Genomic DNA, 5,314 nt, shown 5'->3' with positions numbered 1-5,314 from the left:
GACACCCCCGTCATCACCCTCGACGCCCGACGCCGCGACAGCGCCAAGAGCGCCCTCATCACCCTCGTCGAACACGCCCTCCTCGCCCGCCTGCGCTGAGCGGACACCGAGGCCGGCGGCCCCGGTACCCCGTCGCGCCGACGGGGTACCGGGGCGCGTTCGCTTGCGGAGAGGTGTCGTCCGGGCGCCTCGCGCAAGACCCTCGCATAAGCGGCGGATAACAGTTCGGTAGGCATTTCGTGATCAACAATGACTGTTTGTAGCGAATCGGCATCACTCAGCGCCAGAAGACCACAGTTTTGCTCCAACATGTCGGTGAATGTCCTGAATTGCACCTCCCGCTCCGCCCACCAGCAGCTGTTTGTCCCCCATCCCTGCACGTGCTGAAATTCCAGCTACCCCTGGATCCCATACGGCTGCCGTTCCCCGGAGCGGGCGGCCCCCGGGGTAGCGCTGGATTGATCCATGGCCGGCTGTCGGCCGAGAGGTAGTTGTCGAGTGAGGCGTAAGCAGCAGGTCGCCCCGCAGCGGCGCTCCGAGCCCCGCCAGAGCGAGCCGAACGGCACCGCACCGGAACCGGGCGGGTTCTCGGCGTTCACGCCGGTCGAGGAACGGCCGCAAACGGCCCCGGCACCGCAGCAGCCGAACCCCGGCAAGGACCGCGCGTCGGGCCAGGACACCGGCTCCACCACCGGTACCGGCTCCGGCGGCAGCGGCACGAACGACAACGGCCCCAAGAGCAGCCGGTACGACTTCGTGCGCCCGCGCAACTGGCGCGTGCCCGCCCGACTGATCGCGATCCTGCTGATCCCGGTCGTCATCGCCCTGGTCTTCGGCGGCCTGCGCGTCAACACCTCGATCGACGGCTTCATCAAGGCCGACCGCGCCCAGCGCACCGCCACCCTCGCCAAGGCCGCCACCGAGCTCGCCGAGGCCCTGGAGAGCGAGCGCGACAAGACGCTCATACCCCTGATCACCAAGCAGGACCCGAACAACGACGTCACCAAGGCGCGCTCGACCACCGATGCCGCCCTCAAGGCCTACAACGCGGCCTACGAGGCCAGCGACAAGTCCGGCGAACTCCCCCGACGGCACGAGGCCTTCCAGCAGGTGGTCGTCTACCTGCCGCAGCTGCGTGCCACCGCCTACGCCGACAACCTGTTCGCCTCCGCGACCGTCAGCGCCTACTCGGTGATGTTCGCCCCGCTGCTGTCCTACGACAACTCGGTCGGCCTCGGCTCGTCCAACCTGACCAGCAAGGGCCGCTCGATCTACGCCATGTCGCTGGCCAAGGCCTCGGCCTCGACCCAGCGCGCCCTCATGCTGCAGCTGCTGGTCGGCATCTCCGCCCAGAAGACCACCCGGTACGAGAACGTCGACCTCATCCAGCAGCTGCTGGTCGCCCAGCGCCTGGAACAGACCGCGCTCTCCGAGTTCAACACCGGCAGCGCCCCCGAGGACGCCAAGAAGTACGCCGACGCCCAGGTCGTCCAGGCCAACGCCGACCAGCGCGCGGCCTACCGGATGCCCAACGGCAGCGTGCCGACCATGCAGGGCCTGCTGAACCTCGGCACCGCCTACACCCAGGCGGCCGCCAACGGCCAGTCCCAGGGCAAGGAGATCGCCGACCGCGCCTACAAGGACGCCAAGGACTCCGGTCTGACGCCGGAGAACTGGAACCAGGCCGCCAACACCCACATGGCCAGCCTCCGCGCCACCGAGGTCGCGCTGCTGGACGACGTGCTCGTGGACGCCGCCGAGCTGCGCGACAACGCCCGCTTCGACGCCATCCTCAACTCGCTGATCGTGCTCACCGCACTGATCCTGGCCGGTGTCCTCACCGGCTACGTGGCCCGCTCGATGATCCTCGGCATGCGCACCCTGCGCAACGCCGCCCTCGACATCGCCGACCACCGTCTGCCCGAGCTGGTCGAGCGGCTCTCCAAGACCGACCCGGACCGGGTGGACACCAACGTCACCCCGATCCCGCTGCACGGCAAGGACGAGATCGGCGAGGTCGCCCGGGCCTTCGACCAGGTCCACCGGCAGGCGGTGGCGCTCGCCGCCGAGCAGGCGCTGCTGCGAGGCAACGTCAACGCGATCTTCACCAACCTGTCGCGCCGCAGCCAGAGCCTGATCCAGCGCCAGCTGGCGCTGATCACCGACCTCGAGAACAACGAGGCCGACCCGGACCAGCTGGAGAACCTCTTCAAGCTGGACCACCTCGCCACCCGTATGCGCCGCAACGGTGAGAACCTGCTCGTCCTCGCGGGCGAGGAGGCCGGCCGCCGCTGGAACACCCCGGTCCCGCTGGTCGACGTGCTGCGCGCCGCCGCGTCCGAGGTGGAGCAGTACGAGCGCGTCGAGCTCTCCGGCATCCCCGAGGCCGAGGTCGTCGGCGCCGCCGTGACCGACCTCGTCCACCTGCTCGCCGAGCTGCTGGAGAACGCCACCACGTTCTCCAGTCCGCAGACCCGGGTGCTGGTCAACGCGACCCGGCTGCCGGACGGCCGGGTGCTCGTCGAGATCCACGACAAGGGCATCGGCCTCACCGCCGAGGACTTCGCGGAGATCAACGAGAAGCTGGCCGAGCCGCCCACGGTCGACGCCACCATCTCCCGCCGCATGGGCCTGTTCGTGGTCGGCCGGCTCTCCCAGCGGCACGACATCCGCGTCCAGCTCCGCCCGTCCGGCGAGTCGGCCGGCACCACCTCGCTGGTCATGCTGCCGCCGTTCGTGACCCAGATGGCCGCGGCTCCGGAGCCCGAGGAGCAGTTCACCGTCTCCCGGATCTTCGCCGACCAGGAGCCGGCCCCCGAGTGGGCCGTCGACCACGACCCGGTCCGCAGCGCCGCCGAACTCGGCTTCGACGACCACCTCACCGGGATGGGCAACGCCGGCCCCACCGGCTTCAGCCCGGCCCTGGAGGCCGTCCAGCGCTCGCAGCGCCTGGACCAGGTCCGCCGCGCCGCGCTGGAGGCCGGACCGCAGGACGGGCAGCCGCCGGTGCTGGACGCCGAGGTCGACGAGGAGTACCCGGCCTACGGCCGCCGCAACGACGAGGCCTACGCCCAGGACGAGCAGTACCCGCAGCAGGGCTACGGGCAGTCCGGCTACGCCGACGACCAGTACGGCTACCAGGACGAGTACGGCCAGGACGGCGGCTACGACGCCGAGGGCTACCGCCAGGACGGCTACCAGCAGGACGGCTACGGCCAGTACCCGCAGCAGGGCTACGACGAGTACGGCCGGACGGACGAGTACGGCCAGGACACCGGCTACGACGGGTCCGGCTACGCCGGCGAGCAGTACGGCCGGCCGACCGAGGAGGCCCCGGCGGGCCACCCGTACGCCCCCGAGCAGCCCGCCCTCCCGGCCGCCGACAGCGCCCCCGCCGCCCCCACCACGCTGCCGTCCGGGCTGCCGCAGCGCCGCCCCGGCCAGCAGCTGGCCGGTGGTGGCTTCCCGTCCGGCCAGGACGGCAACGGCGGCGGCGACAGCCCGAACTGGTTCACCGGCGCCAAGGACACCTCCGCCACCCCGGCCGAGCCCCGCGGCCACGACGTGTCCGCCCTCGGCGGCTACGGGCCCACCGGCCCGACCGCCGCCGGCAACGCCGACTGGCAGTCCCCCAACGACGGTGACTGGCAGCGGGCCGAGAAGCTGCGCGAGCCCTCCTCCGGCGGCACCACCCCCGCCGGCCTGCCCCGGCGCGTGCCGAAGCAGAACCTGGTGGCGGGCAACGCCAAGCCCACCCCGCAGGACGGACCGCAGGTCTCCCGCGCGCCCGAGGAGGTCCGCGGCCGGCTCACCAACCTGCGCCGCGGCGTCGAGCAGGGCCGCAGCGCCGGGACCACCGGAAGCTTCCGGATCGACCCCGATCAGGTAGACCAGTCCGGCAACGGACAGCAGAATCGCAGCACCGATCTCTTCGGCGGCTCGAACCACCAGGAGCGTTGAGTTGAGTCAGATGAGCCAGGCCGCACAGAACCTGAACTGGCTGATCACCAATTTCGTGGACAACACCCCCGGGGTGTCGCACACGGTGGTGGTCTCCGCGGACGGCCTCCTGCTGTGCATGTCCGAGGGATTCCCCCGCGACCGCGCCGACCAGCTCGCCGCCGTCGCCTCCGGCCTCACCTCCCTCACCACCGGCGCCAGCCGGATCTTCGAGGGCGGCGAGGTCAACCAGACCGTCGTCGAGATGGAACGCGGCTTCCTGTTCCTGATGGCCATCAGCGACGGCTCCGCACTCGCCGTCCTGGCCTCCCCCGACTCCGACATCGGCCTGGTCGGCTACGAGATGGCGCTGCTCGTCGACCGCGCCGGCGCCGTCCTCACCCCCGCACTCCGCGCAGAACTCCAGGGCAGTCTCCTGCACTGACGGTCCGTCGGATACCGTCCAGGTATTCGAAGCACCTCCACGTCCGTCCCGGGCCCGCTTCGGCGGGCTCGGGTTCGGGCGTTGTACGGCCTTCGCACCACCGGCTCAGGACCAGTGCCCGAGCTCGCACCGCACCGCCGCACCCTGTGAGGAGAGGAACCGTGACACCGCCCGACGACCGCAGCGGCCAATACGGCGTTCCGTACCCTGGCACAGGCCATGACGCCTTCGGAGCACCCGGCGTCGTCGGCCACGGTCAGCAGTACGGCCAGCCGCTCCACGGCCAGCACGGCCAGCACTACGGTCAGCCGTCGTACGGCCGGCCGTACCCGCCGGGACAGTACGACCAGTACGCCCAGCCCCGGCCCTCGTACGACGCTCCGCCGCCCGGCTACCCGGACGGGACGGTCGGACAGCACCCCGGCCACCTCCCCGGCCGCGGCCCGGCCGTCGGGCAGTCGGCCGGACAGCCCGCCCACGTTCCCGGCCACCACGGGCCGGTCCAGGACTTCGGGACTGGCGACGACTACGACGACGAGGTGGACTCCGGCCCGCTGATCCGCCCGTTCGCGATGACCGGAGGACGCACCAGGCCCCGGTACGAGCTCGCCCTGGAGGCGCTCGTCTCCGCCAACGTGGATCCGCAACGCCTGGCCACCCTGCTCCCCGAGCACCAGCGGATCTGCACCCTGTGCACCGAGGTCAAGTCCGTGGCCGAGGTCTCGGCGCTGCTCTCCCTTCCCCTGGGAGTGGCCCGGATCCTCGTGGCCGACCTGGCCGAGGCCGGCCTGGTCGCCATCCACCAGCCCGCTTCCGGCGGCGAATCCGGAACCCAGCCCGACGTCACGCTGCTCGAAAGGGTCCTCAGTGGACTTCGCAAGCTCTAACGCGGCCGCCCCCACCCGCGCCACCACCTCCGCGAAGATCGTC

3 protein-coding genes and 1 pseudogene are annotated in these 5,314 nt (G+C 71.3%); all 4 read left to right on the top strand.

Features of this window, described 5'->3' with window-relative positions:
* Positions 1–99 (top strand): annotated as a pseudogene (locus ACFU9E_RS35240) (ATP-binding protein); the annotation flags it as partial.
* 399 nt (positions 100–498) lie between these two features.
* Positions 499–3,960: a nitrate- and nitrite sensing domain-containing protein gene (locus ACFU9E_RS35235; RefSeq protein WP_380688030.1), complete on the top strand. Its 3,462-nt coding sequence runs from the start codon at positions 499–501 to the stop codon at positions 3,958–3,960.
* Between the two features lie 10 nt (positions 3,961–3,970).
* A complete protein-coding gene (locus tag ACFU9E_RS35230; RefSeq protein WP_344345973.1) occupies positions 3,971–4,384 on the top strand; it encodes a roadblock/LC7 domain-containing protein in 414 nt (137 codons plus the stop codon).
* A gap of 161 nt (positions 4,385–4,545) precedes the next feature.
* A complete protein-coding gene (locus ACFU9E_RS35225; protein ID WP_380688028.1) occupies positions 4,546–5,271 on the top strand; it encodes a DUF742 domain-containing protein in 726 nt (241 codons plus the stop codon).
* Positions 5,272–5,314: the final 43 nt, after the last annotated feature.

The sequence above is a fragment of the Kitasatospora sp. NPDC057595 genome, from assembly GCF_042800875.1.
In the GTDB taxonomy this organism is placed as follows: Bacteria; Actinomycetota; Actinomycetes; order Streptomycetales; family Streptomycetaceae; genus Kitasatospora.
This window is presented reverse-complemented; position numbering and strand designations above follow the sequence as displayed.